This is a genomic window from Actinoplanes regularis (assembly GCF_900188005.1).
In the GTDB taxonomy this organism is placed as follows: domain Bacteria; phylum Actinomycetota; class Actinomycetes; order Mycobacteriales; family Micromonosporaceae; genus Actinoplanes; species Actinoplanes regularis.
Map to the genome: position 1 here is coordinate 245,991 of NZ_FZNR01000007.1, position 26,332 is coordinate 272,322.

Sequence of the window (26,332 nt, forward strand, 5' to 3'; positions counted from 1 at the left end):
GCTGGTTCCGGTGGCGGTGTCCACGCTCGGGGTTCGACCGTGACAGCCGGCCCGTCCCCTCCGGCTCGCCGCCATCGTCGTGTCGGAGGCCCGGACAGCACTGCCGGGACCAGCCGGCGACCGCGCCGGCTCGTGCCTTAGGAGTGGTTGCCGTGGCTGAGATCACCAGGTATCGCTGACCAGGGGAGCGGCGACGCAGAGTGATGGGGGTAACCATGATCCGGTGGTGGCCGTCACTTTCAGCTTCCAAGTTTTACCTGGTCGATTTGGGGATGTCGCAAACGCTCGGCATTGTTGTACCCGGAAGCGACGAGGCTTTCTCCGTGACAATCCGTCGAGGAGTGCTCAATGCCGTTCATCCGTGAGATTCGTAAGTCGATCATCAACCGTCTCGCCGAGCGCCGCGCCCACCGCCAGCTGTCCGCCGAACTCGCCGCGTTCCGTACCCACGCCGAGCGCACCGAGCTGGACCTGATGCTGGGTCGGCACACCGCCGAGGAGACCCGCGAGATCGAGGCCATCCTCAACAGCCAGGACGCGGAGCGCCGCTACCACGCCGCCGTGCAGTCGTCCGGCGTCGGCGGCGGCCACGCCTGATCCACGCGGGCCGCACCCCGAATTACACACTGGACCCCGGGTCGTAAGGCCGACCCGGCGGGTTACCACGACAGGTCCGGCCCGTCCCCGGATCGCGCGCTGACCCGTAACCGCCCCGGCACGAGAGTGCCGGGGCGGTTCTGTGTTCCGGGTCTGGACCGTCCCGGATCGGGCTGACCCGTGACCGTCCCGGCGTGAGAGCGCCGGGGCGCCGTACCGGAGAAGGCTCATCGGTCGCGGACGGACGGCCGAGGGTCGCGGCCGCGACGGTGGTCACTGGTGGGGCTGGCGGTCCGGGTGGGCCTGGAGGCTGCCGGCGTGCGCCTTCAACGACGGGTCGCGTCCGGATCTGATCAGGCTGGCGACGGTCGTGACGACCAGGATGCCGATGATCACGCCGAGCGAGACCGGAGTGCTGACCTCCGGGACCGAGGGGCTGACGGCCTTGTGCGCCCAGTGCAGGATCAGCTTGAACCCGATGAACGCGAGGATCACCGAGAGCCCGGTGGAGAGGTAGACCAGCCGGTCCAGCAGGCCCTTCACCAGGAAGAACAGGGCACGCAGGCCGAGCAGGGCGAACGCGTTCGCGACGAGGACGATGTACGCCTGCTCGGTCACGCCGAAGACCGCGGGGATCGAGTCGAGGGCGAACAGGATGTCGGTGCTGCCGATCGCGAGCAGGACCAGGAAGAGCGGGGTGACCATCCGCTTCCCGTCGACCCGGGTGATCATCTTGCCGTCGACGTAGTCCTCGGTCACCGGCAGCCAGCGCCGGGCCGCCTTGACCAGCCCGTTGTCATCGACGCTGGGATCCTCGTCGCGGTGCCGGAAGAGCTGCACCGCCGTGTAGATCAGGATCAGCCCGAAGATCAGGAACATGAACGAGAACAGGCTCAGCAGCGTGGCGCCGAGCGCGATGAAGACGACCCGCAGGACCAGCGCGATGATGATCCCGAAGGTGAGCGCCTCCTGCTGGTAGCGCTCCGGCACGGCGAACGTGCTCATGATGATCACGAAGACGAAGAGGTTGTCGATCGACAGGCTCTTCTCGACGATGTAGCCGGCGAAGTACTCAGCGCCGAAATTCCAGCCGGCGACGCTCCCGAAGACGAGCCCGAACGCGATCGCGACCGCGATGTAGAAGATCGACCAGCCGGCGGCCTCCCGGAAGCCGACGACATGCGGCCGTAACACCCCCAGGGCCAAATCGAGGGCGAGCAGGGCGGCGATGACGCCGATCGTCAGGGTCCAGCCGAGCGCGGTGACCTCAAGCATGCTCACAGGATCCCCAAATTTCCTGCAAAGAACGCCCGGAATCGCCTGGAAGAAACCTGAGTGACCGCCGGGCCGCACCGACCGGGCCGGATCACGGCGTGGAGATCGCGGCCTGAGGACCGGAAAGCACGCCGGACCCGGGGAGACGCGCCGCACCCAGGGAAAGATGCGCCGGACCCGGGGGAGAGGTGAGCGGTCCGGCGCGTCCGGTCTCAGGCGGTGACGAAGGAGCGCTTCGCCAGACCCATCCAGAAGCCGTCGATCGGCTGACTCGGGGCCTGGTCGGGGGCACCGGAGGCGCCCAGGGTGAGGAACATCGGGGCGAAGTGCTCGATGGTCGGGTGCGCGTACGGCATGCCGGGGGCCACGGCGCGGAAGTCCGCCAGTTCGTCGACGGCGCCCCGGGACAGGGTCTCCGCGGTCCAGGCGTCGAACTCGCGGGACCAGCCGGGCGCGGCGGCCGTGGGGCTCCAGTCGCGCAGGAACGGCAGCCCGTGCGTGGTGAATCCGGAGCCGGCGATCAGCACGCCCTCGTCACGCAGCGGGGCGAGCCGGGCGCCGAGTTCGAGCAGCCGGTCCGGTTCGAGGGTGGGCAGCGACATCTGCAGCACCGGGATGTCGGCTTCCGGGTACATGACGGTGAGCGGAACGTAGGCCCCGTGGTCCAGGCCGCGATCGGTGCGGGCGACCGTCTCGCCATCCGGCATCAGCGCGGCCACCTGGTCGGCGAGGATCGGGGCACCGGGGGCCGGATACCGCACCTCGTAGTAACGCTGGGCGAACCCTCCGAAGTCGTACACCAGGGGCACGGTTTCGGTGGCGCCGAGCATCAGTGGGGCCGACTCCCAGTGGGCGGAGGCCATCAGGATCGCTTTCGGACGGGGGAGGGCGGCCGCGAGGTCGCGCAGTTGCGCGACCCAGGTGGCGTCATCTACCAGGGGCGGAGCGCCGTGGCTCAGGAACAGGGTGGGCATCCGCATGGTGACCTCCGTTGAAACTTCAACTAACTGACCACCACCGTACGCCGAAATGCTTGATCCTTCAACTATCCGCACGGACGCTTACTTACAGTAATAATTGATCTTGAATTTTGCGGCGCGGACGGTCCCGCCCCCGGGCCTGCGGGGGATTGATGGACGTTTCGAGTTTGTTAAGTCGGCCGTGATATCCCGGCCCGGCCTGGGTTTATTGATCGACGCTCGAAATACCTGGCAGGACTTGTGATCAACTTCGCCCACTATGGAACCGGCATTTGTCCTATCCGGACGTTGCGCATATCGACCGTGTTTGGCAGGCTACACGCGGTCGCGCTACGGGGAGCGCAACGACATTGCTTCGTGGTACATCACCTTGATTACGTTCGGTGAACTGCGCGGGCATTCCTAAGGCGTCGAAAGGAGAACAAGCCGTGGCGTTACCGCCGCAGCTACCGCCCGCGGACGATCTCTATCTGACCGCGCACGACACGATCCGCGGTAAATCGCTGCTGTCCCCGGCCACGCTCGGGCTCGGTCTGGGCGCGGCACTGCTCGGTGAGCTCATGCTCTGGCGCCGCGTCGACCTGGTCGAGACGGAGCTGATCGTCATCGACGAGCGCCCGACCGGTGACGCCGCCACCACGGCCCTGCTGGAGCAGATCCGGCGCGAGGCGGGCCAGCACGGCGTGCGCAACTGGATCTCGTACCTGTCCACCGGCATCGCCACCGACCTGGTCGAGCGCCGCCTCTCCCGGGGCGGCCTGATCAAGCGGGTGGAGAAACGGGGCATCCTCGGCACCAAGGTCTCGTTCGTGCCGGCCGACTCGATGACCGCCGGCTGGCCCGCCACCCGCATCCGCACCAAGGTCTCCCGCGACGAGCAGCTCGACGTGGCCGACCTGCTGCTCGCCGGGCTGATCCTGGCCACCGGTCTGGACCAGCACGTGCTGGCCACCCTCAACGCCCGTGACCGGGCCACGCTGTTCGACCAGTTCCGCCGGCTGTTCCCGGCGATGCTCCAGCAACTCGTCGCGCATGCCGAGGCCGCCGTCGGCGACGCCGTGCTGGCTCGCCGCGCCTGAAAAAGCTCCTCCTCCCCTCACCCCCTGAATAAAAATGGAGATTCGCGTGTCTTCGACCGCAACCCAACCCGCGGAGAGCCAACTCTCCAACGCCCTGGCCCGGGACCGGCTCGGCGTCGCCGCCGTCGTCTTCTTCGTGATGTCCGCGGCCGCCCCGCTCACCGTGGTCGCCGGCGTCGTGCCGACCGGCCTCGCCGTGACCGGCCTGACCGGCATCTCGATCGCGTTCGTCGCGGTCGCCCTGGTCCTGGCGATCTTCTCGGTCGGCTACGTGGCGATGGCCCGGCACATCTCCAACGCGGGCGCGTTCTACGCGTACGTCTCCCAGGGCCTCGGCCGCCCGGTCGGCGTCGGCGCCTCGTGGGTGGCGCTGGTCGCCTACAACATGTTCCAGGTCGCCTCGTACGGCGGCTTCGGCGCGATCGGCCAGCCGCTGTTCCAGGACTGGTTCGGTGTGGACATCCCCTGGTACGTGCTCGGCCTGGCGGCCTGGGCCCTGGTTGCCGTGCTCGGTGTCCGGGACGTCGCCGTCAACGGCAAGGTGCTGGCCACCCTGCTGGTCGCCGAGATCGCGCTGACCGTGGTGTTCAGCGTCGCCGAGTTGCTCTCGGACGGCTTCCACGCCTCGGCCGCCCCGGTCGACGTCTCCAGCCTCACCGGCGCGGGCGCCGGCGCGCTGCTGGTCATGGCGATCACCGGCTTCGTCGGCTTCGAGCAGTCGGTGGTCTTCAGCGAGGAGTCGCGCGACCCGCGGCGTACCGTCGGGCGAGCCACCTACATCGCGATCGCCCTGATCGCCGTGCTCTACGCGTTCGCCTCCTGGGCGATGATCTCCGCCGCCGGTAGCGACAAGGTCGTCGGCCGCGCCGTCGAGGAGGGCCCGGAGCTCTTCTTCAACCTGGCGGCCGGCCCGCTCGGCACCATCGCGACCGACCTGGGTCACATTCTGTTCCTGACCTCGCTGATCGCCGCGATGATCTCGTTCCACAACATCATCTCGCGGTACATGTTCTCGCTCGGCCGCGAGGGCGTGCTGCCGCGCATGTTCGGCCGCACCGTGCCGGGCACCGGTGCGCCGAAGAACGGCTCGCTCGCCCAGTCGGTGGTCGGCCTGATCGTCATCGTGGCCTACGCGGTGGCCGGCTGGGACCCGCTGGTCCAGCTCTTCTTCTGGGGCGGCACCGGCGGCGGCCTCGGCGTCCTGCTGCTGATCACGCTCACCTCGTTCGCGGTCATCGGATACTTCGCCCGCCACCGTACGGACGAGGACGTCCTGCACCGGGTCGTCGCCCCGGTGATCAGCGCGGTGCTGCTGGTGGTCGTCTCCTACCTCGCGCTGGACAACATCGCCACCCTGCTGGGCGTCGAGCCGGGCAGCACGCCGGCCATCGTGGTGCCCACGTCGTTCGGCGTGATCCTGGTCCTCGGCGTACTCTGGGGCCTCTACCTGCGCGGCGCCCGCCCGCAGGTCTACAACGGGATCGGCCTGGGCGCCAACAGCTCTACCACCGGTGGCGGCGGCGGGTTCGCGGCCGCGCTCGCCGAGCCGACGGACCCGGCCGACGGGGGAGCCCGCCGATGACCGAGTTCATCATCCGACCCGCCCGAGCGGACGAGCTCACCGCGATCGGCGCGCTGATCTCGAACTCGTTCGACCACCTCGACGCGGACGCGTACCTGGTCCCGGTCCCCGCGGACCGGGAGCGGATCATGGCCGACTTCTTCACGCTGGAGACCGAGTACGCCTTCAGCCACGGGAAGGTCGAGGTCATCGACCACGAGGACGGCGGCTACGCGGCCGCCGCGGTGTGGTACGACCGGGTCGCCCCGCTGCCGGAGTTCCCGAACTACATGGAGCGGCTGACCGCGCTCGCCGGTGACCACCTGGACCGGTTCGGCGCGCTGGGCGAGCTCTTCGAGAAGAACCACCCCACCGAGCAGCACTGGCACCTGCAGTTCCTGGCGGTGCGCCCGTCGCTGCAGGGCCACGGGCTGGGCGGCAAACTGATGAAGAACGTCCACGACATCCTGGACGAGCAGGGCCTGCCGGCGTACCTGGAGGCCACGAACGAGAACAACGTGCGGCTGTACCGCCGGTACGGCTACACGGACATGGACCCGTTCGCGATCCTGCTGCCGGACGGCACCCCGTTCTATCGGATGTGGCGTCCCGTTTCCTGACGTGTTCCCTCGAGAAGGGGTACGGGCGACGAGCCTGTACCCCTTCTTCCGTTTCTCTGCGGGTATTGACGCGGCCGCACTAGCGTAATTACATCGAAACCAGGTCCACTCAGCGTCCCTGGACGATCACCGGCCGCTGACGGCTTGGTTCATCGCGTCCGTGACCGCACGGGACCTGCTCCTCCCGCGTGGATGGCCGGAGGGACGGACATGCCCGTACCGGAAGTCCTGACGATGGGGCGGATCGGCGTCGATCTCTACCCGCGGCAGATCGGGGTGCCGCTGGCCGAGGTGCGGACGTTCGGCAAGTTCCTCGGCGGCAGCGCGACGAACGTGGCCGTGGCCGCGGCCCGGCACGGGCGGCGGGCGGCGGTGATCACCCGGGTCGGGGCGGACCCGTTCGGGGACTACCTGCGCACGGCGCTGCGGGACTTCGGGGTCGACGACCGGTACGTCAGCGCGGTCGAGGGCCTGCCGACGCCGGTCACCTTCTGTGAGATCTTTCCGCCTGATCGGTTTCCGCTCTACTTCTACCGATACCCCAAAGCCCCGGATCTGGAGATATACCCGTCCGAACTGGACATGGCGGCGATTCGCTCGGCTGACATCTTCTGGGTCACCGGTACGGGGCTGAGCGCGTCACCGTCGCGCGAGGCGACCCTGGCCGCGCTGAAGGAGCGCGACAGATCCGGAACGACGGTCTTCGACCTCGACTGGCGACCCATGTTCTGGAGCTCGCCGGCCGAGGCCCGCCCCTGGTACACCGAGGCGCTGCGGTACACCACCGTGGCCGTCGGCAACGTCGACGAGACCGAGATCGCGGTCGGCGAGCGCGACCCCGCCCGGGCCGCCGCCGCACTGCTCGACGCCGGTGTGGAACTGGCCGTCGTCAAACAGGGCCCGGCCGGGGTCAGCGCCGCCACTCGCACCGGGACGGCGTACGCCCGGGCCTGTGAAGTCGAAGTGGTCAACGGCCTCGGCGCCGGCGACGCGTTCGGCGGCGCCCTCTGCCACGGCCTGCTCGCCGGCTGGGACCTCGGCGCGACGATCCACTTCGCCAACGCCGCCGGCGCCCTGGTCGCGACCCGGCTGGCCTGCGCCGACGCGATGCCCACCGAAGCCGAGGTCCGGGAGTTGCTCGACGGGGCCGGCCATGACTGAGGCCCGGGTCAACCCGCTGGTCCGGCACGGCTCCACCGCCGAGCGCCCGTTCGAGGTAGTGGTCAACCCGGAGAACGCCGGCTGGACGCACAGTGGCCTGCGCGTCGTCCAGCTTCCGGTCGGCGGCCGCGTCAAGTTCGTCACCGGCGGCGACGAGATGCTCGTCCTCCCGCTGATCGGCGGCTGCGACGTCGCCTGCGACGACGAACGCCTCACCCTGACCGGCCGCCGCTCGGTCTTCTCCAGGGTCACCGACTTCGCCTACCTGCCGCGCGACGCCGTGGTCAGCCTCCGGGCGCCCAACGGCGGGCGGTTCGCGCTGCCCGCCGCGCGGGCCCGGCGCCAGCTTCCGTTCCGGTACGGCCCGGCCGAGGAGGTGCCGGTCGAGCTGCGCGGTGCCGGCTCCGCCAGCCGGCAGGTCAACAACTTCTGCACACCGGAATCGTTCGAGGCCGACGCGCTGATCGCCGTCGAGGTGCTCACCCCGGGCGGGAACTGGTCGTCGTACCCGCCGCACAAGCACGACGAGCAGAGCCCCGGCGAGAGCCGCCTGGAGGAGATCTACTACTTCGAGGTGGCGCCGTCGCCGTCCGGCCGGCCCGGCTGCGGCTACCAGCGGGTGTACGGCCACCCGGACCGCCCGATCGACGTCTGCGCCGAGGTGCGCAGCGGCGACGTGGTGCTGATCCCGTACGGCTGGCACGGCCCGTCGATGGCCGCCCCCGGCTACGACCTCTACTACCTGAACGTGATGGCCGGCCCCGGCGAACGGCGCTGGCTGATCCGCGACGACCCGGAGCACGGCTGGGTCCGCGGCGCCTGGGCGGTCCAGGAGATCGACCCACGGCTGCCCCTCACCACGGCCCGGGAGCGGAGACGGACATGAAGCATCGGCTCACCGTCGCGCAGGCGGTAGTGCGGTTCCTGGCCAACCAGCTCACCGAACGCGACGGGATCCGGCAGCGGGCCGTCGCCGGGTTCCTCGGCATCTTCGGGCACGGCAACGTCGCCGGCATCGGACAGGCGCTGCTGCAGGCCCAGCGCACCGGTCAAGCGGCCTCGGGCCGGGCGGAGATGCCCTACATCCTGGCCCGCAACGAGCAGGCCATGGTGCACACCGCGGTCGGTTACGCCCGGATGCGCAACCGGCTGTCCGCGATGGCCTGCACCGCCTCGATCGGCCCCGGCTCCACCAACATGCTCACCGGTGCGGCCCTGGCCACCGTGAACCGGATCCCGGTGCTGCTGCTGCCCTCCGACGTGTTCGCCACCCGGGTCGCCACCCCGGTGCTGCAGGAGCTGGAGGATTCCCGGTTCGGCGACGTCTCGGTCAACGACGCGTTCCGGCCGCTGTCGAAGTACTTCGACCGGGTCTGGCGGCCCGAGCAGCTGCCGCAGGCCCTGCTCGGTGCGATGCGGGTGCTGACCGACCCGGTGGAGACCGGTGCGGTCACGATCTGCCTTCCCCAGGACGTGCAGGCCGAGGCGTACGAATATCCGGACGAACTCTTCGCCCAGCGGGTCTGGCATGTGGCCCGCGCGGTCCCCGACCCGCTCGCCGTCGAGGCCGCCGCGGCGGTGATCCGTGGCGCCAAGCGCCCGCTGATCGTGGCCGGCGGCGGGGTGATCTACTCCGAGGCGTCCGGACAGCTGGACCGCTTCGCCCGGGAGACCGGCATCCCGGTCGCCGACACCCAGGCCGGCAAGGGCGCGCTCAGCTGGGACCACCCGAACGCGGTCGGCGGGCTGGGCGCGACCGGCAGCCCGGTGGCGAACCGGCTGGCCGGCCACGCCGACGTGGTGCTCGGCGTCGGGACCCGGTACTCGGACTTCACCACCGCCTCGCGGACCGCGTTCCGGCACCCGCAGGTCCGGTTCGTCAACCTCAACGTGGCCTCCTTCGACGCCGGCAAACTCTCCGCGCTGCCGCTGGTCGCCGACGCCCGGGCCGGTCTCGCGGCGCTGCGCCCGGCGCTGCACGGGCGGCGTTTCACCGGTGACTTCCACGACGATGTGGCCGCGTGGAACGCCACCGTCGACCGGGCGTACCGGAAGAGGTCCGGCGAGCTGCCCACCCAGGCCGAGGTGATCGGCGTCGTGAACGACGCGTGCGGAGCGCGCGACGTCGTCGTCCAGGCGGCCGGCAGCCTCCCCGGCGACCTGCAACGACTCTGGCGGGCCGGCGATCCGAAGCAGTACCACGTCGAGTACGGCTACTCCTGCATGGGCTTCGAGATCGCCGGCGCGCTCGGGATCAAGCTGGCCGACCCGTCCCGCGAGGTGTACGCGCTGGTCGGCGACGGCTCCTACCTGATGATGGCGCAGGAGATCGTCACCGCGATCGCCGAGGGCGTGAAACTGATCGTGGTCGTCGTCCAGAACCACGGCTTCGCCTCCATCGGCGCCCTCTCCGAGCAGGTCGGATCGCAGCGGTTCGGCACCAGCTACCGGTTCAAGAACGCGCAGACCGGCGACTACGACGGCCCGCTGCTCCCCGTCGACCTGGCGCTGAACGCGGAGAGCCTGGGGGCCGCGGTGATCCGCTGCCGGACCGCGGCCGACCTGGCCGAGGGGCTGAAGCGGGCCCGCGAGGCGGACCACCTGACCGTCGTGCACGTCGAGACCGATCCGCTCGCCACCGGCCCCGGTTCGGACTCGTGGTGGGACGTCCCCGTCGCCGAGGTCGCCACCCTGCACAGCACCCGGCACGCCCGCGCCGGATACCTGGAGGGCAAGCGCGACCAGCGGCATCATCTGCGACCCGGAGGGCAAGCATGAGCGAGCTTGCGAGCGAATCAATCAGCACAGTCGTCTGCTCATGGCGCGGGAGCGCAGCGGAGGTGGCGGTGTGAGGGAGCTTGCGACCGAATCGATCAGCACAGTTGTCTGCTCATGGCGACGCCGGAGCGCAGCGGAGGTGGCGGCATGAGCACCATCGCGCATTGGATCGGCGGCGGGTACACCGCCGGAGCCGCCACTCGCCGAGCCCCGGTCCATCAGCCGGCAACCGGGGCGGTGCAGCATGAGGTACTGCTCGGCGAGCCGGACGATGTGGACGCCGCGGTCACCGCCGCCACGGCCGCGTTCGAGACGTGGCGGGAGGAGTCCCTGAGCCGCCGTACGAAGATCCTCTTCGCGTTCCGGGAGTTGGTCAGCGCCCGGGCCGGGCAGCTCGCCGAGATCGTCTCGGACGAGCACGGCAAGGTGCTCTCCGACGCCGCCGGGGAGGTCCAGCGCGGCCTCGAGGTGATCGAGTACGCCTGCGGGATTCCGGAGCTGCTCAAAGGCTCGTACTCGGATCAGGCGTCGGCCGGGGTGGACGTGTTCGGGTTCCGCGAGCCGCTCGGCGTGGTCGCCGGGATCACGCCGTTCAACTTCCCGGCGATGGTGCCGATGTGGATGCACCCGATCGCGATCGCCTGCGGCAACACGTTCGTGCTCAAGCCCAGCGAACGTGATCCGTCCGCGTCGGGATTCGTCGCGGAGCTCTGGCGGGAGGCGGGGCTGCCGGACGGCGTCTTCAACGTGGTGCACGGCGACAGGGTGGCGGTCGACGCGATCCTGCGGCATCCGGGGATCGCCGCGGTGTCGTTCGTCGGGTCCACGCGGGTCGCTCGCTACATCCATCGGGAGGCGAGCGCGGCCGGGAAGCGGGTGCAGGCCCTCGGCGGTGCCAAGAACCACGCGGTGGTGCTGCCCGACGCCGATCTCGCGTTCGCCGCCGACCAGCTCGCGGCGTCCGCGTTCGGGTCGGCCGGCCAGCGGTGCATGGCGGTGTCGGCGGCGGTCGCGGTCGGCTCCGCCGCCGGGGAACTGGCCGGACTGGTGGGCCGCAAGGCCGGCGAGGTGGTGGTCGGCCCGGGCCGGGACCCGGCCAGCGAGATGGGGCCGGTGATCACGGCGGCCGCGAAGGAGCGGATCGAGAACCTCATCGAGTCGGGGGAGCGGCAGGGCGCCTCCGTCACGGTCGACGGGCGGGGCCTGAAGATTCCCGGGTACGAGAACGGGTTCTTCGTCGGCCCGACCGTGCTGGACCACGTCGGGACCGGGATGGACGTGTACCGCGAAGAGGTCTTCGGGCCGGTGCTGTCGATCCTGCGGGCGCCCGACGTCGACGCGGCGATCGAACTGATCAACAGCAATCCGTACGGCAACGGGACGGCGATCTTCACCAACAGCGGCGCCGCGGCCCGCCGGTTCCAGCGGGGTGTGCACGTCGGCATGATCGGGATCAACGTGCCGATCCCGGTGCCGATGGCCTACCACTCGTTCGGCGGGTGGCGGGATTCGCTCTTCGGGCAGAGCCACATCTACGGGCCCGAGGGCGTCGCGTTCTACACCCGGGCGAAGGTGGTCACCCAGCGCTGGCCGTTCGACGACCCCTCGGCGGGGCCGCAGGCCCGGGCCTCGCTGCACTTCCCGACGGCGCGGTGAGCGGCGTGCGACGGCTGCGGCTCGGCAGCTGCCCGGACTCCTGGGGCGTCTGGTACGCCGACGACCCCCGGCAGACCCCGTGGTCACGGTTCCTCGACGAGCTCGTGCTGGCCGGCTACCGCTGGCTGGAACTGGGGCCGTACGGCTACCTACCGACGGATCCCGGACGGCTCGCGGACGAGTTGGCCGCGCGCGGGCTGAGCTGCGCGGCCGGGACGGTCGGCGGGGTCGGTGGCCCGCACCGGAACTTTCCGGACGTGGCCGCGGAGACCCGCCGGGTCGCCGAGCTGACCCGGGCGGCAGGTGGGCGCGACGTGGTGTTCGTACCGGTGCCGGGTTATCGGGACGACGCCACAGGCGGCTATCTCGAAGCGTCCGAGCTGGGGCCCGGGCAATGGCGGGCGCTGCTGGACAACACGAACACGCTGGGGCGGATCCTCGCCGAGGAGTACGGGCTGAGCCTGCGTTTCCATCCGCACGCCGACTACCAGGTGGAGAACCAGCAGCAGGTGGAGCGGTTCCTGGCCGGGACGGATCCACGGTTCGTGTCGTTGTGCCTGGACACCGGTCATCTGGCCTATCGCCGTGCCGACGTGCTGGGGCTGATCCGCGACTACCCGGACCGCATCGGGTACGTGCACCTCAAGCAGATGGACCCGGTCCTCGCCACCCGCGCGGCCGCCGAGGATCTGGCTTTCGCCCAGGCCGTCGCCCTCGGGGTGAGCGTCGCCCCGCCGTCCGGCGCCCCGGACGTGCCGGCCGTCCTCGCGGCGCTCGCCGCCCTTGACAGGGAGCTGTTCGTCGTGGTCGAGCAGGACATGTACCCGGTGGACTTCGACGTTCCGCTGCCGATCGCCACCCGCACCCGCAGATATCTCGAAGAGACGGGAGATTTCATATGAGGCCTTTCCGGCGCGGCCTGCTCGCCACCGGTGCGGTGGTGGTCCTCGCGCTCACCGCCTGCAGCGGCGGCGGCCGGGAGGAGACCGACCCGGACACCACCACCGGCGGCGGGAACGCTCCCGGCAGCTCCGGTTACACCATCGCCTTCGTGACCCACGAGACTCCCGGCGACACGTTCTGGGACAAGGTCCGCGCCGGTGCCGAACAGGCCGCCAAGGACGAGGGCGTCACCCTCAAGTACTCGAACGACCCGGACGCCGGCAAGCAGGCCGGCCTGATCCAGAGCGCGGTCGACGCCAAGGTCGACGGGATCGCGACCACCCTGGTCACTCCGGACGCCCTGACCGGCGCGGTCAAGTCGGCCACCGCCGCGGGCATCCCGGTGGTCGGCCTGAACGCCGGCATCGACCAGTACCAGAAGGTCGGCGCGCTGATGTACTTCGGCTCCGACGAGTCCCTCGCCGGCACCAGCCTCGGCAAGCGGATCGCCGGCGAGGGCGCCAAGCATCCGCTCTGCGTGATCCACCAGACCGGCTCGGTGGCCCTCGAGGCCCGCTGCGCCGGGGTCAGGAGCGCCGTCCCCGGCACGGAGAACCTGCAGGTCAACGGTGCTGACGACAGTGCCGTGACGACCACCCTGCAGGCCAAGCTCGCGCAGGACAAGTCGATCGACTACGTGGTGACGCTGGGTGCGCCGATCGCCCTCGACGCGATCAACGCCAAGCAGCAGGCGTCGTCCTCGGCCAAGCTGGTCACCTTCGACCTGAACCAGGAGATTGCCAAGCGGATCAAGGACGGCCAGGTGGAGTTCGCCATCGACCAGCAGCCGTACGTGCAGGGTTACCTGGCGGTCACCTCGCTCTACCTGTACCTGAAGAACGGTAATGACATCGGCGGCGGCAAGGCCGTACTGACCGGACCCTCGTTCGTGGACAAGACGAACATCGACAAGATCCTCCCGTTCACCGAGAAGAACACCCGGTGAGACATCTCGCGAGGCTGCTGGCGCGCCCCGAGGTGGGCGCGCTGGCCGCGGCGTTCGTGATCTTCGGGTTCTTCCTGCTGGTGGCGCCGTCGTTCCGCTCCTGGGCGTCGTTCTGCACCGTGCTCTACCAGTCGTCGACCATCGGGATCGTCGCGGTCGGCGTGGGCCTGCTGATGATCGGCGGCGAGTTCGACCTGTCAGCCGGCGTGATCACTATCAGCGCCGGCCTGGTCAACTCGATGTTCTGCTGGTATTTCGGCGTCAACCTCTGGGCCGGCGCCCTGCTCTCCCTGCTCTTCTGCCTGCTCGTCGGGTTCCTGAACGGCTGGCTGGTGACGCGCACCGGGATCCCCAGCTTCCTGATCACACTGGGCACGTTCTTCGTGCTGCAGGGTGCGAACCTCGGCGTGACCAAGCTGGTCACCGGCTCGGTGTCGAGCCGTGACATCAGCGCGATCGACGGGTACGGCTCGCTTCAGCGGATCTTCGCGTCGAGCTCCACGCTGGGCTCCGCGACGGTCTGGATCACCGTACTGTGGTGGGTCCTCTTCGTCGGGCTCGCGGCCTGGACGTCGCGGCGCACCCGGATCGGCAACTGGATCTACGCGGTGGGGGGCTCCGCCGCGAGCGCCCGCGCCGTCGGCGTCCCGGTGACCCGGACCAAGATCGGTCTGTTCATGACCGTCTCGTTCCTGGGCTGGTTCGTGGGCATGCACTCGCTCTACCGGTTCAACACACTCCAGGCCGGCAACGGCGTGGGCAACGAGTTCCTCTACATCATCGCCGCCGTGGTCGGCGGGACGCTGCTGACCGGAGGGTTCGGCAACGCGCTCGGCTCGGCGATCGGCGCCTTCATCTTCGGGACGACCAGCCTGGGGATCGTCTACGCCGGCTGGGACCCGAACTGGTTCAAGGCGTTCCTGGGCGTGATGCTCCTGCTGGCGGTCCTGGTCAACACGTACGTCAAAAGGCTCGCCACCTCCTCCGCCGGGTTCTCCCGGTCGGTCTCGCCGGAAGGAGAACCGACGTGACCGAGCCGCTCGTCGAGCTGATCGGTGTCGGCCGGAACTACGGCCCGATCCGTGCCCTGCACGGCGTCGACCTGCGGGTCCGCGCCGGCGAGGTGACCTGCGTACTCGGCGACAACGGCGCCGGCAAGTCCACCCTGATCAAAATCATCTCAGGGCTGCACCCGCACACCTCCGGATCGCTGCGGGTGGACGGCGAGGACCGGCACTTCGGATCGCCCCGCGAGGCCCTGGACCTCGGCATCGCGACGGTCTATCAGGATCTGGCCGTGGTCCCGCTGATGGAGGTGTGGCGCAACTTCTTCCTCGGCTCCGAACTGACCTCCGGGCGCTTCCCGCTGGCCGGGATGCGGGTGCGCGAGATGAAACGGATCGCGGACCAGGAGCTCCGCAAGATGGGCATCGTGGTGGCCGACCTCGATCAGCCGATCGGAACGCTCTCCGGCGGCCAGCGGCAGTGCGTGGCGATCGCCCGGGCGGTCTACTTCGGCGCCCGGGTCCTGATTCTCGACGAGCCGACCGCGGCGCTCGGCGTGAAGCAGTCCGGGGTGGTGCTGAAGTACATCGCCGCGGCCCGCGACGCGGGTCTCGGCGTCATCCTGATCACCCACAACCCGCAGCACGCCTACCTGGTGGGGGACCACTTCGTGATCCTCAAACTGGGCACGGCCGTCCTCGACGCCCAGCGTGGCGGCGTCACCCTGAAGGACCTGACCACGCAGATGGCCGGCGGTGACGAAATCGCCGAACTGGCGCGCGAGCTGGAGCGCCCGTCATGACCGCACCCACCACGCTCCGGGTCGGCGTGATCGGCACCGGCATGATCGGGCGGGACCACATCCGGCGGATGACCACGGTCCTCTCCGGGCTCGCCGTGGTCGCGGTCGCCGACGTCGATCCCACGGTCGCCGAGCGGGTGGCGGCCGAGGCGGGGGCGGTGGCCTTCCCGGACGGCCTGGACCTGATCGCCGCCGACTCCGTGGACGCGGTCCTGGTCTGCTCCTGGGGCGGGACGCACGAGCGGTACGTGCTGGCGGCCATCGCGGCCGGTAAACCGGTGTTCTGCGAGAAGCCGCTCGCCACCACCGAGAAAGCCTGCCTGCGGATCATGGCGGCGGAGGTCGCGCACGGCAGCAGACTGGTCCAGGTCGGCTACATGCGGCGGTACGACGCCGCCTACCTGGCGATGAAGCAGACGCTGGAGAGCGGGGCGATCGGCGCGCCGCTGATGATGCACTGCGCGCACCGCAACGCCGGGGTCCCGGCCTTCTACGAGCCGGAGAACACGATCACCGACACCGCGGTGCACGAGATCGACATGGTGCGCTGGATGTTCGGCAGCGAGATCGCCGCCGTCCGCGTGCTGCGGCCCCGGGCGAGCCGGAACGCAGGGGACCTGCCGGACCCGATGCTGATCGTTCTGGAGCTCGCCAACGGGGTGCTGGTCGACGTCGAGATCTCGGTCAACGTCCGATATGGATATGACATCCGGGGGGAGATCCTGGGGGAGGACGGTACGGTTTCGCTCGGCGATCCGGGGCTGATCTCGGTTCGTCGGGCGGGCCGGGTTGCCACTCCGGTGCCGGCGGACTGGCGCGACCGGTTCGGCTCCACCTACGACGTCGAACTGCGGGCGTGGGCCGACTCGGTTCTCGGCGGCGGCGTGAGCGGTGGCCCCGGGACCTGGGACGGGTACGCCGCCGCGGTGGTGTCCGACGCCGCGGTGCGCGCCCTGCGGACCGGCGAGCGGATCGAGGTCACCCTCGCCGAGCGGCCCGGGCTCTACTGAAAACCGATTCTGCTTTTCGGATGGTGCCGCTGCTCGAGGCGGGAACCAACGGGTTCTGGCCGTGGGCTGAGCAGTCCTGACGCGGAAGGGCCCGCCCGCCGCGCCGTGCCGTGCCGTGCCGGGGGCACGGTGCGGCGGGCGGGCCGGCTCGACCGGTCAGGAGATCTCGGTGATCTTTCCGGTGTGCAGGGTGCCGTCGGCGAGCCGCGCCGCGTACGCCTGCAGAGCGCCCGGGTCGGCGTCACCGCGAACCGGAGCCGGCCAGGAGCCGCCGCTCCAGGTCTGGTTCCACACGCCGAGGCCGGACCGGACGGTGACCAGGTCGAGCTGCGACGCCGGCCAGCCCGCCACGGCCAGCGCTCGCACCTGTCCGGTGGCCGGGCTCTCGCCGCCACCGGGCAACAGGGACGCCGATCCGGTCCAGGCGGTGTCGTCGCCGGTGCGGTGATAGACGCTGCCCCACGCCGTGACCGCGAACAGGTGCAGGCCGCCGTCCGGTAGAGCGGCGGCGGACACATCCGCGATGTTGGTGTTCCCGTCGACCTGCATGGCGGTGCTGTTCCACACCCCGGCCGTGCTGCCGGTACGGTCCCGGACGCCGCTCGCGCCGGCCGTCAGCAGATGCAGCCGCTCGGTCACCGGATTGACGACGGCGGCGATCGAGGTGACATCGGCACTCGCGTCGACCTGCTTGGACGTCGTGGCCCAGGCCCCGCCGGCCGGCCGTACGCGGTACCAGACGCCCGAGCCCGGGACGAGCGTGAAGGCGTGCAGGTTGCCGTCCGGATCGGCGACGATCGCCGCGTCGGTGATCCTCGCACTGGAGTCCGCCTGGGTCGCCGGGACCTCCCACGCGCCGTCCGTGCCCCGGGTGCGTGACCACATCCCGCTGCCCGGAATCAGGGTGAGTACGTGCAGCCGGCCGTCCGTGTCCGCGGTGGCGGCGATCTGGCCGATCTTGAGGTTGCCGTCGATCCGGGTGGCCGTGCCGCCGGCCGTGTCGAACACCGCGCCGCGCTGGACGAGGTCCTCGACGCCGTAGTGCGGGTTCGCCACCCGGGCCTTGTAGAACTGCGCCCCAGACCTGGTCACCGACTTGGCGGGCCCGAAGAAGTCCAGCGTCGCGGTGCACCATTTGTTGATCGAGCCGCACGCCCCGGCCGGATTCTTGTAGTAATCCGCCTGGGTCTGGACGATCTGCCCGGACGGCTGCCCGCTGATCGACTTCACCGCACCGCGGTCGATCCCGGCGCCGGCGCCGGTGAGCTCCCGGGTGGCCTTGTCGTAGGTGTACACCCGGCCGTTGGTGGTGATCCACAGCTTGTCCGGGTCGACGGGGTCGGCCGACACGTCGTGCACGGCGTCCTTGCCGTTGCTGAGCACCCGGGTCCGGGCCGGGTCCTCGCGCAGGCCCGGAGCCGAGGCCGGACCGGTCACCTCGAGCGCCTTGAGGACCTGAACCTCGTCGTCCGTCCCGAATCCCGGGGAGCCGGCCACCCACAGCCGTTGGATCACCGGGTCCCAGAGCGCCGCGTGTGCCTGTTGGAGGGCGAACGTGGCCGACGAGCCCGAAGAGGTCGAGTACACCCGCACATAGCCGCCGTCGGTGGCGGCGACCGCCACGTTCCCGTCCGGCATCAGCTCGATCGAGTGCCGATTGTCCGTGCCGGGCGCCTTGTTCGCCCAGACCCGGTCACCCTCCGGATAGGTCGCCACCGTCGCGAGCCCCGCACCGTCCACCACGACGAGCCGCTGCCCGGCGGGTGTGTCGCGGATCCGGAAGTCGTTGCCGCCGTTGAACCCGGCGATCTCGGCGGCGGAGAAGCCCCGGGCCGCGGTCGGCGCCCAGGTCCAGCCCTCCCACGCCGAGGTCGCCGGGTCCAGCCGATAGATCTTGTTGGTGTTCTGGTCGCCGGCCAGGATCTTGTAGTCCGAAGTGGCCGCCGCCGCGGTGGCCGGTGCCACCGCGACCAGCGACAACCCACTTATCAGCGCCGCGAGAGCGGCGCCGGAACCCCGTGTGATCATCATGGGATCCTATATATACGGATCCCGACCTTTTCGCTCTGCGACAGGGCGGTGGCCTGCTCGGGCGGGGCGCTCGCGGGAGTGTCATCGCCGACGTCGTTGGCGGCGATGACACCCGGTCTCCAGGCGAATCCCGGCCCGCGTGCACTGGACGCTTCGCGGTGGTTTTCCGCCCTGCTGGGGCAACGTTAACTCATTGTTCCGGTTGATCGCCTCGGTCAGTTGTTGTGTCTATTGTCCGAAGTCCGTCGAAAGCCAGCTGGACCACCGTGTCGGCGAGCGCCTCCGGCCGTCCGCGCTCCGGCCGGTACCACTCGACCAGCGAGTTGACCATGCCGAAAAGCAGCCGGGCCGCGGTCGCCGGGTCGACGTCCGCGCGGATGCCGCCTTCCGCCTGCGCCTGTCTGGCCAACTCGGTGACGAGGGCGTCGAACTCCCGGCGGCGGGCCAGGGCGTGCTGCTCCACCTCGGTGTTCCCGCGGACGCGCAGCAGGAGGGTGACGAACTCCAGGCGCTGGGCGAGGACCAGGACACTGCTCCGGACCAGTTCCTTCAGGCGTACGGTCGCGGTCGTCTCCGCGTCACGCACCCGCGCGGCGGCCTCGAAGAGGCCGTCGACCGCCCGGTCCACCGCCATCGCCAGCAGTTGCTCCTTACCGCTGACATGGTGGTACAGGGTGGATTTGGTGATGCCGAGCGCCTCGGCCACGTCGAACATGCTGGTCGCGTCGTAGCCGTGGGTGTTGAACAGGCGGACGGCGGCGGCCAGCACCGCGTCCACGTCGTGGCCGGGCCGGCCACGACGGCGCGGAACGGGTCGCGCGGTGTCCATGGGACGCAATATGTCAGATCTCCCGACACGGGAGAGCCGGGGGCTTGATTAACCGACCGAAGGGTTGGTAAACATGACGGGTAGCCGAACGCAACGGAGCGAGGGAATGACCACACCCGCTGACCTGTACGCATCTCACCGCGAGCTGCTCGAGCGCGCGATCACGGCGGCCGCTGCCCGCGACTACTGGTCGGCGTTCCCGGAGTCGCCCAGCAAGTCCGTCTACGGCGAGGACGCCGCGCCCGCCGGCGAGCGGGCCTTCACCGCCCTGCTCGGCAAGACGTTCCCGATCGACGTGCCCGGTGCCGTCGGCACGGTGTCGACCGAGCAGTCGCCCTACGGTCTCGAGCTCGGCCTCAGCTACCCTCGGGCCGACCCGCTCGCCCTGGTCGCCGCCGCCCGCACCACGATCCCGTCCTGGCGCGCCGTCGGTCCCGAGGGCCGTGCCGGGATCGCCGCCGAGATCCTCAGCCGGATCAACGCGCGCATCTTCGAGATGGCGCACGCCGTGCAGCACACCTCCGGCCAGGCGTTCGTGATGGCGTTCCAGGCCGGTGGCGCGCACGCCCAGGACCGTGCGCTCGAGGCGATCGCGTACGCGCTGGCCGCCACCACCCGCATGCCGGCACGGTCGTCGTGGTCCAAGCCGCAGCGCGGCAGCGACCCGCTGAGCATGGCGAAGACCGGCACGGTCGTCGGCCGGGGTGTCGCCCTGGTGATCGGCTGCACCACGTTCCCCACCTGGAACAGCTATCCCGGTCTGTTCGCCAGCCTGGTCACCGGCAACCCGGTGATCGTCAAGCCGCATCCCGGCGCGGTGCTGCCGCTCGCCATCACCGTGCAGATCTGCCGCGAGGTGCTGGCCGAGGCGGGGCTCAACCCCGACATCGTCACCCTCGCCGTCGAGCAGCCCGGCGACGGCATCGCGGCCACCCTGGCGACCCACCCCGACGTGCGGATCGTCGACTTCACCGGCTCCAGCGAGTTCGGTGACTGGCTGGAGGCCAACGCGCGGCAGGCCGTCGTCTACACGGAGAAGGCCGGCCTCAACACTGTCATCCTCGACTCCACCAGCGACTACCGTGGCCTCCTGCGCAACCTGGCCTTCTCCCTCTCGCTCTACAGCGGCCAGATGTGCACCACCCCGCAGAACCTGCTGATCCCGCGTGACGGCATCGACACCGGCGACGGCCGTCGCACGCCGGAGGAGTTCGGCGCCGACCTGGCCGCCGCGGTGGACAAGCTGCTCGGCGACCCGAAGCGGGCGGCCGGCACGCTCGGCGCGATCGTCAACGACGGCGTGCTGGCCCGGCTCACCGAGGCGGCCGGCTCGCCCGGCGTGGTGCTCCGGTCCGCGGAGGTGGCCGACGAGCAGTTCCCCGGCGCGACCATCCGCACCCCGGTCGTGGTCCGGCTCGACGCCGCCGACGACAAGACGTACACCCGTGAGTGGTTCGGGCCGGTCTCGTTCCTGATCACGACCGACTCGACCGAGCACAGCCTGCGGGTGTTCACCGAGACGGTGCGGGCGCACGGGGCGCTGAGCGCGCTGGTGCACTCGAGCTCGCCGGAGGTGCTGGACGCGGCGCGGGAAGCGGCACTGGACGCGGGCGTGCACCTGTCGGAGAACCTCACCGGCGGGGTGTTCGTGAACCAGACGGCCGCCTTCAGCGACCTGCACGGCACCGGGGCGAACCCCGCGGCGACCGCGTCGCTGACCGACGACTACTTCGTCAGCGGACGGTTCTTCACGCTCCAGTCCCGGCATCACGTGCCACCCGCGCCCGCGTCATGAGCCGCGCGGCACGAGGGCCCGGGACAACCGCAGGGAGAGGAGGGGTGCGATGACTGGCGAGGAGATCTTCGCGGACACCATCGCGCGCGATCAGCGGGTCGAGCCGCGTGACTGGATGCCGGACGGATACCGGCAGACGCTGATCCGTCAGATCGCCCAGCACGCCCACTCGGAGATCATCGGCATGCAGCCGGAGGGCGAGTGGATCACGCGTGCCCCGAGCCTGCGGCGCAAGGCGATCCTGCTGGCCAAGGTGCAGGACGAGGCCGGGCATGGGCTCTACCTCTACTCGGCGGCCGAGACGCTCGGCGCCGACCGGGGCGACCTGACCCAGCGGCTCATCGAGGGCCGGCAGAAGTACTCGTCGATCTTCAACTATCCGACGCTGAGCTTCGCCGACGTCGGGGTGATCGGCTGGCTGGTCGACGGCGCCGCGATCTGCAACCAGGTCCCGCTCTGCCGCAGCTCCTTCGGGCCGTACGCACGGGCCATGATCCGGATCTGCAAGGAGGAGTCGTTCCACCAGCGGCAGGGATACGAGCTGCTGATGACGATGATGGGCGGCACCCCCGAGCAGCGGGACATGGTGCAGGACGCGGTCGACCGCTGGTGGTGGCCGTCGCTGATGATGTTCGGCCCACCGGACGCCGACTCGCCGAACTCGGCCCGCTCGATGGCCTGGAAGATCAAGCGGCACAGCAACGACGAGCTGCGGCAGCGCTTCGTCGACATGAGCGTGCCGCAGGCCGAGGCGCTCGGCGTGACCCTGCCCGACCCGGAGCTGCGCTGGAACGCCGAGCGTGAGCACTACGACTTCGGCACTCCGGACTGGTCCGAGTTGCAGCGGGTGATCACCGGTGACGGGCCGCTCAACAGGCAGCGGATCGCCCGGCGGCGGCAGGCCGACAGCGACGGGGCGTGGGTGCGCGAGGCAGCCGCGGCGTATGCGGAGAAACAGCGGAGCGCGGGGAACGGGAGCGGGCGATGAGCGACGGAATCCGGCACGAGTGGCCGCTCTTCGAGGTGTTCGTGCGGGCCAAGCGGGGCCTCAACCACGTGCACGTCGGCTCGTTGCGGGCCGCCGACCACGGGATGGCGCTGCAACACGCACGGGATCTCTACACCCGGCGCAACGAGGGCGTCAGCATCTGGGTGGTGCGGTCCGACGACGTGGTCGCCAGCGACCCCGACGACAAGGCGGCGTACTTCGAGCCCAGCGCCGACAAGGTGTACCGGCATCCGACGTACTACGCGATCCCTGAGTCCGTACCGCACATCTGAGGTGAGAAATGGCCTTCGACGACGCGTACGGTGCGCTCACCGACCACGATGACGACGCCCGCTGGGCGTACGGCACCGGCTTCACCGACCCCCTGGCCGGGGTGCCCTCCGGGCTCCCGGACGGGGTGGACCGGGCCGACCTGACGGCGTACTGCCTGATGCTCGGCGACGACGCACTGGTCATGTCGCACCGCTTGCAACAGTGGGTGACCCGCGCGCCCGAACTGGAGGACGAGCTGGCCCTGGCGAACATCGGGCTGGACCTGCTCGGGCAGGCCCGGCTGCTGCTCACCCGGGCCGGTGAGGCGGAGGGCGCGGGCCGCGACGAGGACGCCCTGGCCTACGGACGTGACCCGGGGGAGTTCCGCAACGTCCGGCTCGCCGAGCGCGCCGACGCCGACTTCGCCCACCTGATGGCGCGCCTGCTGGTCTTCGCCACCTGGCGGCTGGCGCTCTTCGACCGGCTGGCCGGCTCGAGTGATCAGATGCTGGCCGCGATCGCCGCCAAGGGGGTCAAGGAGCTCACGTACCACCGGGACTACGCCGCGCAGTGGGTGGTCCGGCTCGGTGACGGCACCGCGCTCTCGCACGAGCGCATGGCGGCGGCGGTCACCGCCGTGCTGCCGCTGGTCGAGGAGCTGTTCCAGCCCCATGAGGTCGAGCTGCGCCTGACCGCGGCCGGTGTCGCCGTCGACCCGGCCGCCCTCCGCCCCGAGTTCGACGCCGTCCTCACCCAGGTGCTGGCGGCGGCGACCATCGAGGCCGGCCCGGTGCGGGCCGTGGCCGCCGGCACCGGTCGCGGTGGGGAGCACACCGAGGCGCTGACCGAGATCCTCGCCGAGCTGCAGCAGCTGGCCCGGGCCGTTCCGGGAGGCTCGTGGTGACCGCCGAGCAGGTGGTCCGGACGGTGACCGATCCGGAGCTGCCGATGGTCACCCTCGCCGAGCTGGGGATCGTGCGGGAGGTGCGGCAGGACGGTGACGGTGTGACCGTGACGATCACACCGACGTACTCGGGCTGCCCGGCGATGGAGAGCATCCGCGCGGACATCTCCGCGGCGTTGCGGACAGCCGGATTCGGGCCGGTCGAGGTGCGTACGGTGCTGGCGCCGGCGTGGACCACCGACTGGATCAGCGAGAGCGGCCGCCGCAAGCTGGCCGAGGCCGGGATCGCGCCGCCCGGCGCGGCCCCGCGCCGGGGCGCCGGTCCGATCCCGCTCACGCTGACACCCCGGCCGAGCACCCTGCGGTGCCCGCGCTGCGGTTCGGCGCAGACCGAGGCGATCGCCGCCTTCGGTGCGACCGCCTGCCGTGAGCTGCGTCGATGCCTGGACTGCCGGGAGCCGTTCGAACACATGAAGGAGATCTGAGGTGGCGATCGGTGGGTTCCACACTCTGCGGGTCGCCGCGATCGACCGGCTGTGCGCGGACGCGGTCGCGGTGACCTTCGCCGTGCGGCCGGAGCTGGCCGAGCGGTTCACGTTCCGCCCGGGGCAGTCGCTCACGGTGCGGCGCCCGCTCGCCGGCCGCGGCGCGTCGGCCCCGGCACCGGACGGGCCCGGCGGGCCGGTCGCGGCACCGGAGGGGCCCGGCGGGTTCGTTGCGGCGTCGGACGGGCCCGGCGGGTTGGTCGCGGTGTCGGACGGGCCCGGCGGGTCGGTTGCGGTGTCGGACGGGCCCGGCGGGTCGGTTGCGGTGTCGGAGGAGCCCGGCGGGTTGGTCGCGGCATCGGACGGGTCCGGCGGGTCGGTTGCGGTGTCGGACGGGCGCGCCGATCCGGACGTGGCCGGTCGGGCCGCTGTCGCGGACGAACGGCGCAGCTATTCGATCTGTGCCCCGGAGGGGAGCGCGCCTCGGATCGGGGTGCGGGAGGTTCCCGGTGGGGCGGTTTCCACCTGGATCGTCCGTGACCTGCGGCCGGGCGACGAGGTGGAGGTCGCGCCTCCATCCGGGACCTTCACCCCGGACCTGGCGGCCGGCGGCCGCCACGTGCTGATCGCGGCCGGCTCCGGGATCACGCCGGTGCTGTCCATCGCGGCGTCCCTGCTGCGGCAGTCGACGGCCGAGGTGACGATCTTCTACGGCAACCGGCGCACGGACACCGTGATGTTCGCCGAGGAGTTGGCCGACCTGAAGGATCGCTATCCCGCCCGGCTGGACCTGGTGCACGTGCTGTCCCGTGAGCCACGCGAGGCCGACCTCTTCTCCGGCCGGCTCGACGCGGCCCGGCTGCGGACGCTGTTGCCGCTGCTCGTCGACGTCCCGGCGGTGGACCACTGGTGGCTGTGCGGGCCGTTCGGCATGGTGACCGACGCGACCGGGGTCCTCGGCGAGGCGGGGGTCGCGCCGGAGCGGGTCCATCGGGAGCTGTTCTGGGTGGACGAGGCGCCGCCCGAGCCGGTCCGCTCCGAATCCGAACTCCGCGGTCCGAGCAGCGAGGTCACCGTCCACCTGGACGGCCGGGCCACCACGGTCACCGTCGAGGACGGTGTCACCGTGCTCGACGGGGCGCAGCGGTCCCGGCCGGACCTACCGTTCGCCTGCAAGGGCGGCGTCTGCGGTACCTGCCGGGCGCGGGTCGTCGAGGGTGAGGTGACCATGCGGCGCAACTTCGCCCTGGAGGAGGCCGAGCTGGCCGCCGGGTTCGTGCTGACCTGCCAGAGCACGGCCGCGTCACCGAAGGTGGTGGTCGACTTCGACCAGTGACCCACCGCCGGGCCAGCAGGGCCGAAGCGCCACCAGCGCCACCAGCGCCCCGGCCCCGGTTCGGGAAGGGTGGGCACTGCCTGGTGTCCCGGTTTCGGGTCTGGAGGGGCCGAAGCGCCATCAGGCGCCCCGGCCCCGGCCCCGGTTCGGGACGGGTGGGGACTACCTGGTGTCCCGGTTTCGGGTCTGGAGGGGCCGAAGCGCCATCAGCGCCCCGGCCCCGGTTCGGGACGGGTGGGGACTACCTGGTGTCCCGGTTTCGGGTCTGGAGGGGCCGAAGCGCCATCAGCGCCCCGGCCCCGGTTCGGGACGGGTGGGGACTACCTGGTGTCCCGGTTTCGGGTCTGGAGGGGCCGAAGCGCCATCAGCGCCCCGGCCCCGGTTCGGGACGGGTGGGGACTACCTGGTGTCCCGGTTTCGGGTCTGGAGGGGCCGAAGCGCCACCAGCGCCCCGGCCCCGGTTCGGGAAGGGTGGGCACTGCCTGGTGTCCCGGTTTCGGGTCTGGAGGGGCCGAAGCGCCATCAGGCGCCCCGGCCCCGGCCCCGGTTCAGGACGGGTGGGGACTACCTGGTGTCCCGGTTTCGGGTCTGGAGGGGCCGAAGCGCCGTCAGGCGCTCCGGCCCCGTGGATTACTCCGGGATCCTGGCCAGTGCGAAGATCTGACTCTCCTGTGGACCGTCGGTCGGCGTGAAGAAGACGGTCTCGATGTCGACCACCGTGAAGCCGTGTGCCTCGAGGACCGCCTTGAGGTCCGGCTCCAGGTAGCCGGAGACGGTCACCGGCACCCCCATGAACTCGATGGGAATGCTGTCCGCGTCGAAGTTGACCATGCCGAGGCCGAAGTAGCCGCCCGGCTTGAGCCAGCCGGCGATCTTGTCCAACGTGCGCTCGATGTCGGCTCGGCTGAGCATGAGCAGCGAGAAGAACGCGGTGACCGCCTCGAACTTCCCGAAGTCGTCGGGCAGCTTGGCGAAGTCGGCGTGCACGAACTCGGCCGCGGGCACCTGATCGCGGGCCAGGCGGAGCATCCCCTCGGCGATGTCCACACCCACCACGCGGTGATCGGAGTCGGTCAGGGCCCTGGCGGTGGGGACACCGGTGCCGCAACCCAGGTCGAGCACCGAGGTGCCGGCCGGGAGCAGCTTGCTGATCCGTTCGATCAGCGCCGCCTGGTACGGATTATGGCTGTGCTCGCCCTGGTATTTCTCGGCGAGCTGATCGAAAACCTCCATGGTCGAACGCTACCGTTCGCGGGCTCCACAGTAGAAGAGAGATCGG

The 26,332-nt window shown here is 70.6% G+C and carries 24 protein-coding genes; 19 read left to right on the top strand and 5 right to left on the bottom strand.

The genetic code is table 11. The features are described from left to right. Window positions 1-348 precede the first annotated feature (348 nt). Complete coding sequence (locus CHC09_RS20630; protein ID WP_089294782.1) at window positions 349-597, top strand: hypothetical protein; 249 nt, start codon at window positions 349-351, stop codon at window positions 595-597. 273 nt (window positions 598-870) lie between these two features. Here the strand turns inward: CHC09_RS20630 and CHC09_RS20635 are convergent, their stop codons facing one another. Together CHC09_RS20635 and CHC09_RS20640 are read right to left on the bottom strand one after the other, a co-directional pair. Next, window positions 871-1,872, bottom strand: a complete 1,002-nt coding sequence (locus CHC09_RS20635) for a TerC/Alx family metal homeostasis membrane protein (protein WP_089294783.1) — start codon at window positions 1,870-1,872, stop codon at window positions 871-873. Window positions 1,873-2,084: 212 nt separating this feature from the next. After that, entirely contained in the window at window positions 2,085-2,852 is a 768-nt protein-coding gene (locus CHC09_RS20640; protein WP_203833148.1) for a dioxygenase family protein, read from the bottom strand. Between the two features lie 428 nt (window positions 2,853-3,280). Between CHC09_RS20640 and CHC09_RS20645 the strand changes: the two genes are divergently transcribed. The 12 genes from CHC09_RS20645 (at window position 3,281) to CHC09_RS20700 (ending at window position 16,412) form a co-directional block, all read left to right on the top strand. Further along, window positions 3,281-3,931, top strand: coding sequence for a GOLPH3/VPS74 family protein (locus CHC09_RS20645; RefSeq protein ID WP_089294784.1), 651 nt, complete (start codon window positions 3,281-3,283; stop codon window positions 3,929-3,931). Window positions 3,932-3,977: 46 nt separating this feature from the next. Further along, window positions 3,978-5,513 carry an APC family permease gene (locus CHC09_RS20650; protein ID WP_239138366.1) on the top strand — a complete coding sequence of 512 codons (1,536 nt, stop codon included), beginning with the start codon at window positions 3,978-3,980 and terminating at the stop codon, window positions 5,511-5,513. After that, the gene (locus tag CHC09_RS20655) at window positions 5,510-6,112 is read left to right on the top strand and encodes a GNAT family N-acetyltransferase (protein WP_089294786.1); all 603 of its coding nucleotides are present in this window, start codon (window positions 5,510-5,512) and stop codon (window positions 6,110-6,112) included. The genes CHC09_RS20650 and CHC09_RS20655 overlap by 4 nt, the downstream gene beginning before the upstream one ends. 210 nt (window positions 6,113-6,322) lie before the next feature. Beyond that, window positions 6,323-7,273, top strand: a complete 951-nt coding sequence (iolC, locus tag CHC09_RS20660; RefSeq protein WP_089294787.1) for a 5-dehydro-2-deoxygluconokinase — start codon at window positions 6,323-6,325, stop codon at window positions 7,271-7,273. Beyond that, a complete protein-coding gene (iolB, locus tag CHC09_RS20665) occupies window positions 7,266-8,159 on the top strand; it encodes a 5-deoxy-glucuronate isomerase (protein ID WP_089294788.1) in 894 nt (297 codons plus the stop codon). The genes iolC and iolB overlap by 8 nt, the downstream gene beginning before the upstream one ends. Continuing rightward, window positions 8,156-10,051 carry a 3D-(3,5/4)-trihydroxycyclohexane-1,2-dione acylhydrolase (decyclizing) gene (iolD, locus tag CHC09_RS20670; RefSeq protein ID WP_089294789.1) on the top strand — a complete coding sequence of 632 codons (1,896 nt, stop codon included), beginning with the start codon at window positions 8,156-8,158 and terminating at the stop codon, window positions 10,049-10,051. Before iolB ends, iolD begins: the two co-directional genes overlap by 4 nt. A gap of 147 nt (window positions 10,052-10,198) precedes the next feature. Then, a complete protein-coding gene (locus CHC09_RS20675; protein WP_089294953.1) occupies window positions 10,199-11,707 on the top strand; it encodes a CoA-acylating methylmalonate-semialdehyde dehydrogenase in 1,509 nt (502 codons plus the stop codon). Next, window positions 11,704-12,609: a TIM barrel protein gene (locus CHC09_RS20680; RefSeq protein WP_089294790.1), complete on the top strand. Its 906-nt coding sequence runs from the start codon at window positions 11,704-11,706 to the stop codon at window positions 12,607-12,609. The genes CHC09_RS20675 and CHC09_RS20680 overlap by 4 nt, the downstream gene beginning before the upstream one ends. Next, complete coding sequence (locus CHC09_RS20685; RefSeq protein ID WP_089294791.1) at window positions 12,606-13,595, top strand: substrate-binding domain-containing protein; 990 nt, start codon at window positions 12,606-12,608, stop codon at window positions 13,593-13,595. The genes CHC09_RS20680 and CHC09_RS20685 overlap by 4 nt, the downstream gene beginning before the upstream one ends. Continuing rightward, window positions 13,592-14,626: an ABC transporter permease gene (locus CHC09_RS20690; RefSeq protein ID WP_089294792.1), complete on the top strand. Its 1,035-nt coding sequence runs from the start codon at window positions 13,592-13,594 to the stop codon at window positions 14,624-14,626. The genes CHC09_RS20685 and CHC09_RS20690 overlap by 4 nt, the downstream gene beginning before the upstream one ends. Beyond that, window positions 14,623-15,402, top strand: coding sequence for an ATP-binding cassette domain-containing protein (locus tag CHC09_RS20695; RefSeq protein WP_089294793.1), 780 nt, complete (start codon window positions 14,623-14,625; stop codon window positions 15,400-15,402). The genes CHC09_RS20690 and CHC09_RS20695 overlap by 4 nt, the downstream gene beginning before the upstream one ends. Beyond that, a complete protein-coding gene (locus tag CHC09_RS20700; protein WP_089294794.1) occupies window positions 15,399-16,412 on the top strand; it encodes a Gfo/Idh/MocA family protein in 1,014 nt (337 codons plus the stop codon). Before CHC09_RS20695 ends, CHC09_RS20700 begins: the two co-directional genes overlap by 4 nt. Before the next feature lie 156 nt (window positions 16,413-16,568). Here CHC09_RS20700 and CHC09_RS20705 read toward each other — a convergent pair whose 3' ends face one another. Next, a complete protein-coding gene (locus CHC09_RS20705) occupies window positions 16,569-18,440 on the bottom strand; it encodes a DUF6528 family protein (RefSeq protein ID WP_143232438.1) in 1,872 nt (623 codons plus the stop codon). Between the two features lie 193 nt (window positions 18,441-18,633). Further along, window positions 18,634-19,272: a TetR/AcrR family transcriptional regulator gene (locus tag CHC09_RS20710; RefSeq protein WP_089294796.1), complete on the bottom strand. Its 639-nt coding sequence runs from the start codon at window positions 19,270-19,272 to the stop codon at window positions 18,634-18,636. A gap of 106 nt (window positions 19,273-19,378) precedes the next feature. Here CHC09_RS20710 and paaN point away from each other — a divergent pair, with 106 nt between their 5' ends. Genes paaN through CHC09_RS20740 form a run of 6 tightly spaced genes read left to right on the top strand, consistent with a single transcriptional unit; the run spans window position 19,379 to window position 25,053 of the window. Continuing rightward, on the top strand, window positions 19,379-21,067 hold the full coding sequence (gene paaN, locus CHC09_RS20715; RefSeq protein ID WP_089294797.1) for a phenylacetic acid degradation protein PaaN: 1,689 nt from the start codon (window positions 19,379-19,381) through the stop codon (window positions 21,065-21,067). Window positions 21,068-21,116: 49 nt separating this feature from the next. Next, window positions 21,117-22,055, top strand: a complete 939-nt coding sequence (paaA, locus tag CHC09_RS20720; protein WP_089294798.1) for a 1,2-phenylacetyl-CoA epoxidase subunit PaaA — start codon at window positions 21,117-21,119, stop codon at window positions 22,053-22,055. Next, the gene (paaB, locus tag CHC09_RS20725; RefSeq protein WP_179277204.1) at window positions 22,052-22,348 is read left to right on the top strand and encodes a 1,2-phenylacetyl-CoA epoxidase subunit PaaB; all 297 of its coding nucleotides are present in this window, start codon (window positions 22,052-22,054) and stop codon (window positions 22,346-22,348) included. The genes paaA and paaB overlap by 4 nt, the downstream gene beginning before the upstream one ends. Window positions 22,349-22,356: 8 nt before the next feature. After that, on the top strand, window positions 22,357-23,232 hold the full coding sequence (gene paaC / locus CHC09_RS20730; protein WP_089294799.1) for a 1,2-phenylacetyl-CoA epoxidase subunit PaaC: 876 nt from the start codon (window positions 22,357-22,359) through the stop codon (window positions 23,230-23,232). Beyond that, entirely contained in the window at window positions 23,226-23,717 is a 492-nt protein-coding gene (gene paaD / locus CHC09_RS20735) for a 1,2-phenylacetyl-CoA epoxidase subunit PaaD (protein ID WP_089294800.1), read from the top strand. The genes paaC and paaD overlap by 7 nt, the downstream gene beginning before the upstream one ends. Window position 23,718: 1 nt before the next feature. Then, window positions 23,719-25,053 carry a 2Fe-2S iron-sulfur cluster-binding protein gene (locus CHC09_RS20740; RefSeq protein ID WP_307833936.1) on the top strand — a complete coding sequence of 445 codons (1,335 nt, stop codon included), beginning with the start codon at window positions 23,719-23,721 and terminating at the stop codon, window positions 25,051-25,053. Between the two features lie 630 nt (window positions 25,054-25,683). Here the strand turns inward: CHC09_RS20740 and CHC09_RS20745 are convergent. Continuing rightward, entirely contained in the window at window positions 25,684-26,286 is a 603-nt protein-coding gene (locus tag CHC09_RS20745; RefSeq protein WP_089294801.1) for a class I SAM-dependent methyltransferase, read from the bottom strand. Window positions 26,287-26,332 lie beyond the last annotated feature (46 nt).

Excerpts from the sequence above, each read along its gene's own strand:
- CHC09_RS20710 (WP_089294796.1), bottom strand. The coding sequence starts at position 19,272 with ATGGACACCGCGCGACCCGTTCCGCGCCGTCGTGGCCGGCCCGGCCAC.
- CHC09_RS20630 (WP_089294782.1), top strand. The coding sequence starts at position 349 with ATGCCGTTCATCCGTGAGATTCGTAAGTCGATCATCAACCGTCTCGCC.
- CHC09_RS20640 (WP_203833148.1), bottom strand. The coding sequence starts at position 2,852 with ATGCGGATGCCCACCCTGTTCCTGAGCCACGGCGCTCCGCCCCTGGTA.
- CHC09_RS20635 (WP_089294783.1), bottom strand. The coding sequence starts at position 1,872 with ATGCTTGAGGTCACCGCGCTCGGCTGGACCCTGACGATCGGCGTCATC.
- CHC09_RS20745 (WP_089294801.1), bottom strand. The coding sequence starts at position 26,286 with ATGGAGGTTTTCGATCAGCTCGCCGAGAAATACCAGGGCGAGCACAGC.
- iolC (WP_089294787.1), top strand. The coding sequence starts at position 6,323 with ATGCCCGTACCGGAAGTCCTGACGATGGGGCGGATCGGCGTCGATCTC.
- CHC09_RS20675 (WP_089294953.1), top strand. The coding sequence starts at position 10,199 with ATGAGCACCATCGCGCATTGGATCGGCGGCGGGTACACCGCCGGAGCC.
- CHC09_RS20700 (WP_089294794.1), top strand. The coding sequence starts at position 15,399 with ATGACCGCACCCACCACGCTCCGGGTCGGCGTGATCGGCACCGGCATG.
- paaB (WP_179277204.1), top strand. The coding sequence starts at position 22,052 with ATGAGCGACGGAATCCGGCACGAGTGGCCGCTCTTCGAGGTGTTCGTG.
- paaN (WP_089294797.1), top strand. The coding sequence starts at position 19,379 with ATGACCACACCCGCTGACCTGTACGCATCTCACCGCGAGCTGCTCGAG.
- CHC09_RS20655 (WP_089294786.1), top strand. The coding sequence starts at position 5,510 with ATGACCGAGTTCATCATCCGACCCGCCCGAGCGGACGAGCTCACCGCG.
- paaA (WP_089294798.1), top strand. The coding sequence starts at position 21,117 with ATGACTGGCGAGGAGATCTTCGCGGACACCATCGCGCGCGATCAGCGG.
- CHC09_RS20705 (WP_143232438.1), bottom strand. The coding sequence starts at position 18,440 with ATGATCACACGGGGTTCCGGCGCCGCTCTCGCGGCGCTGATAAGTGGG.
- CHC09_RS20685 (WP_089294791.1), top strand. The coding sequence starts at position 12,606 with ATGAGGCCTTTCCGGCGCGGCCTGCTCGCCACCGGTGCGGTGGTGGTC.
- paaC (WP_089294799.1), top strand. The coding sequence starts at position 22,357 with ATGGCCTTCGACGACGCGTACGGTGCGCTCACCGACCACGATGACGAC.
- iolD (WP_089294789.1), top strand. The coding sequence starts at position 8,156 with ATGAAGCATCGGCTCACCGTCGCGCAGGCGGTAGTGCGGTTCCTGGCC.
- iolB (WP_089294788.1), top strand. The coding sequence starts at position 7,266 with ATGACTGAGGCCCGGGTCAACCCGCTGGTCCGGCACGGCTCCACCGCC.